General features: G+C 71.1%; 4 protein-coding genes. All 4 read right to left on the reverse strand.

All coding sequences use genetic code 11. From position 1 onward, the window contains the following. Nucleotides 1-523 (reverse strand): hypothetical protein (locus DZF91_RS39085; protein WP_407920943.1); only part of this gene is annotated, 523 nt, incomplete at its 3' end. Nucleotides 524-777: 254 nt separating this feature from the next. After that, complete coding sequence (locus tag DZF91_RS26860; protein ID WP_117359957.1) at nucleotides 778-1,107, reverse strand: plasmid stabilization protein; 330 nt, start codon at nucleotides 1,105-1,107, stop codon at nucleotides 778-780. Between the two features lie 51 nt (nucleotides 1,108-1,158). Further along, the gene (locus DZF91_RS26865) at nucleotides 1,159-2,112 is read right to left on the reverse strand and encodes a TIGR03557 family F420-dependent LLM class oxidoreductase (RefSeq protein ID WP_117359958.1); all 954 of its coding nucleotides are present in this window, start codon (nucleotides 2,110-2,112) and stop codon (nucleotides 1,159-1,161) included. A gap of 53 nt (nucleotides 2,113-2,165) precedes the next feature. Then, nucleotides 2,166-3,815: complex I subunit 5 family protein (locus DZF91_RS26870; protein WP_117359959.1), on the reverse strand; the 1,650-nt coding region annotated here is incomplete at its 5' end.

Here is a 3,815-nt window from a genome sequence, read left to right on the forward strand (position 1 = left end):
CGACCGACACCACACCGGCGGTGACGGCGCCGGCCGCGCCCGCGACCCGCTTGAAGTTCGGCAGGTGCGCGAGCCGGACGGCCAGCGAGGGCAGCACCGTGAGCTGGTGCGCGGCCGTGCCGACGCCCTTCTTGACGCCGCGGCCGACGGTCCCGGTCGCGTGCGCCGCGGACCCGGCGGCGTTCTTCGCCGATCCGGCCGCGCTGCCCGCGACCGCGGCGGCGCCGCCCCTGACCGCTCCGGCGGCCTTCCCGGCACTCCTGACGCCCTTGGCGTCCTTGACGTCCTTGACGTTCTTGATGCTCTTCACGCCCTTCGCGTCCTTGACGTTCCTGGCGTTCCTGGCGTCCTTGGCGGACTTGGCGTTGCTCTTCGCGGCCGCGGCGGCCTTGCCCGACGACTTCGAGACCTTCCGTCCCGTGTCGTCCTTCGCCGCGGACGTGCGCTTCTTGGCGGCGGACGCGGTCCGCTTCGCGGACGCTCCGGCCCGCGTCGCCGTGTCCTTACCGGAAGCCGAAGCCATTACTTTGCACCCTCTCTGACGAATCAACGGTTTTACCGTTCGCCGTGGTGGTGCGAGATACCCAACTGGAGGCATCCAAACTCGAGATCACCGTAAACGGCGCACAAAGCCCGTCCTACGGGCCGTCCGCAAAGCCCGGCATGACGTAAAACACAGAGGAGCGAGAAGACGGAGGACGCAGGAAGACGGCCGGACGCGGCATCCGCGTCCGGCCGTCTTCGCTTCCGTCTTCGGTTTTTTGCGCGTGCCGGGGGCTAGCGCCCGCTGAGCGCCTTCTGCAGTTCGGCCTTCGTCATGGAGGAACGGCCCTTGATGTTGCGCCGCTTGGCCTCGTGGTACAGCTGCTCCTTCGTCCTGCCCTTGGTGCGGGAGGTCCCGGACCGCTGCCCACCGCGCCGACCGGGCGACATGTCGTGGGTCGAGGACCTGCTCGCGGTCGCCGACTCGCCGTGCTGGGCGCGCTCCTTGTTCACCGTGCGCGCCGCCATCTCCTTGGCGCGGCCGGTCGAGGCGCCGCGCTTCTTCGCCGAGTCCTTGATGTGCTCGTACTGGCGCTCGCGCTTGTCTCCCCATGCCTTGGGCATGTCATCTCCTTTCGTCGAAGCGGACGTCGGATGTCGCGGGTGGGGCGTCGCTCACAGAGCGCGTACGCGAGGAAGCACTTCGCGTTCGTAGAAATCGAAGAAGCCCTTCTGGTCGGGCCCCACCTGAGAGATGTGGATCTCGTCGTAACCGGCGTCCACGTATTGCTTGATGGCCTGGACGTGCACCTCGGGATCGGGGCCGCACGGATGCGTGATGTCGTCCACGTCGATCAGCGAGGTCAGCTCCTCGAAATGCGCGGGCAGCGGCAGGAGCTGGGCCGCCTGGCCGGGCAGCGCGTCGTTGGGCCAGAGCCTGTGCACCAGCTTCCTGGCCTCCTGCTCGTCCGGCCCCCAGCACGCCTTGAGGCCGGCCTGGGTCGGCTTGGTACCCCCGCCCTTCTCGCGGAACCGCGTGACGTGCTCCTTGTTCGGCTGGATCGAGATGAAGCCGTCGCCGATCCGGGCGGCCAGGTCGATCGCCTTCGGCCCGAACCCGGAGATGTAGAGGGGCGGAGGCGTGTTCGGGAGCGAGTAGAGGCGCGCGGTCTCGACGGTGTAGTGCCGTCCCCGGTGGCTGACCTGGCGGCCGGTGAACAGCTCGCGGATGACCTCGACGGCCTCTTCCAGCATCTCCAGGCGCACGTCGGCGGACGGCCAGGTGTCCCCGAGGATGTGCTCGTTCAGCGCCTCCCCGGACCCGATGCCGAACCGGAAGCGCCCGCCGGTCAGGATCTGCGCGGTGGCGGCGGCCTGCGCCAGCACGGCGGGGTGGATCCGCACCGTCGGGCAGGTGACGGCGGTGGTGACGGGCAGGTCGCACGCCTGCGCGATCGCGCCGATCACGGCCCAGACGAAGCCGCTCTCCCCCTGGGCCTCCAGCCAGGGGTGGTAGTGGTCGGAGATCCAGAGGCAGTCGAACCCGGCCCGTTCGGCCATGACGGCCTGCTCGACCAGGGCGTTCGGCGGGTGCTCTTCTGAGGACAGAAAGTAACCGAAACGCGTCATGCTCGACCCATTCCCGTTTCGGGCGGCCTAAACAACACCCGGCGGCCGTTCCGTCAGAGCAGGACGACGAGGGCGACCACGAGCGTGCCCGCCGCCGCGAGCGCCGCGTAGTCGTTCACCGAGCCGTCGTGCAGGGCGGCGAGCCGGCGCAGCGGCGCGAGCCGGATCACCCGTCCGCTCAGGCGTGCCAGCAGCAGCCCGGCGGCCAGGCAGCCCGCCGTGACCAGCAGCGTGACGGGGTCGAGATAGGTCAGGTGGACGTCCGCCGGGGCGATGCGCACCGGCTGCCCGCGCACGGCGGCGGCGTAAAGATCTCCGCGTGTGAGGGCCGCCGCTGCCGGTCTCATGACGCGGTCGACGACGGGACCGGACAGGACGCCGAGCGCGACGCAGCAGGTGGCGAGCGCCGAGAACCCGACCACCATGCCCGGCCGGAGCCGCTCGGGGACGTCCGGCGCGGTCCTGCGGCCGAAGAAGGCGAGCCAGGCGGCGCGGGCCAGCGCCGCGATGGTGACGGCCTGCGCGAGCGCCAGCAGGACGGCCGGGACGGTCTGGTGCGTCAGTTCGAGCCCGTGGTGGATCAGGGCCAGCGACGCGTACCCGTTCAGCGGCGGCACGCCCGCGATGGACGCGACGCCGACCAGGAACGCGCCCGCGATCACCGGCATCCGCCGGGCCAGCCCGCCCATGTCGGACAGGTCGGTGAGGCCCGTCCGGTGGACGATCGCGCCCGCGCACAGGAACAGCAGCGCCTTGAAGAAGGCGTGGTTGAGCAGGTGGTAGACGGCTCCGGCGGCGCCGTAGGGCGTGGCCGTCGCCAGTCCGACGGTGATCACGCCCATCTGGGAGACCGTGTCGTAGGCGAGCAGCCGTTTCAGGTCGTCCTGCCGGAGGGCGAGGACGGCCCCCAGCAGCGCCGAGACGAGTCCGAGCAGCATCAGCAGACCCATCAGCGGCACGGGGGACGGCGCGAACACCTGGTAGGCCAGCCGGGCCAGGACGATCACGCCGAGGTTCACCATCAGCCCGGAGAACAGCGCGGACACCGGGCCGGGCGCGGCGGTGTGCGCGTCGGGGAGCCAGGTGTGGAACGGGACCAGACCCGCCTTGGTCGCGTACCCGGCGACGAGGAGGGTCAGCGCGACGAGGTCGGCGACCCCGGTGGCCGCGCCGACCGCGTCGTGCAGGAGTCCCAGGTTGAGGACGCCGTGCCGCGCGTAGAGCAGGCCGGTCCCGATGAACACGCCGAAGCTCGCGACGGTGGTCAGCACGAGGATCTTGAAGGCGGCCTCCAGCGCGATCGGCCGCTCCAGGAAGAACCCGGTCAGGCCGTAGGACGACAGGGCCGCGACCTCGAACCAGACGAACAGGTTGAACAGGTCGGCGGTCAGCGCGGTGCCGATCAGCGCGGCGAGCAGCAGCAGGCACAGCGCGGCGTAGCCGCCGAGCTCGCGCTTTCCGAGGCCCCCGAGCTCCGACAGCGTGTACAGCAGCAGGATCGCGCCGAGCAGGGTCGTGACCAGCGCGAACAGTGTGCCGAGCGGGTCGGCGGTGAAGGCGATCGCGATGACGCGGGCCTGCCCGCCGAGCCGGTGCTCGACGGGACGTCCGGCCAGCACGCCCGGCAGCGCGGCCAGCAGGACCGCCGCCGCACCGGCCAGGGCGGCGAGCCCGGCGAGCAGCGGGAGCCGCCGGTCCAGGCG

The sequence above is a fragment of the Actinomadura logoneensis genome (genome assembly GCF_003428695.1).
GTDB lineage: Bacteria > Actinomycetota > Actinomycetes > Streptosporangiales > Streptosporangiaceae > Spirillospora > Spirillospora logoneensis.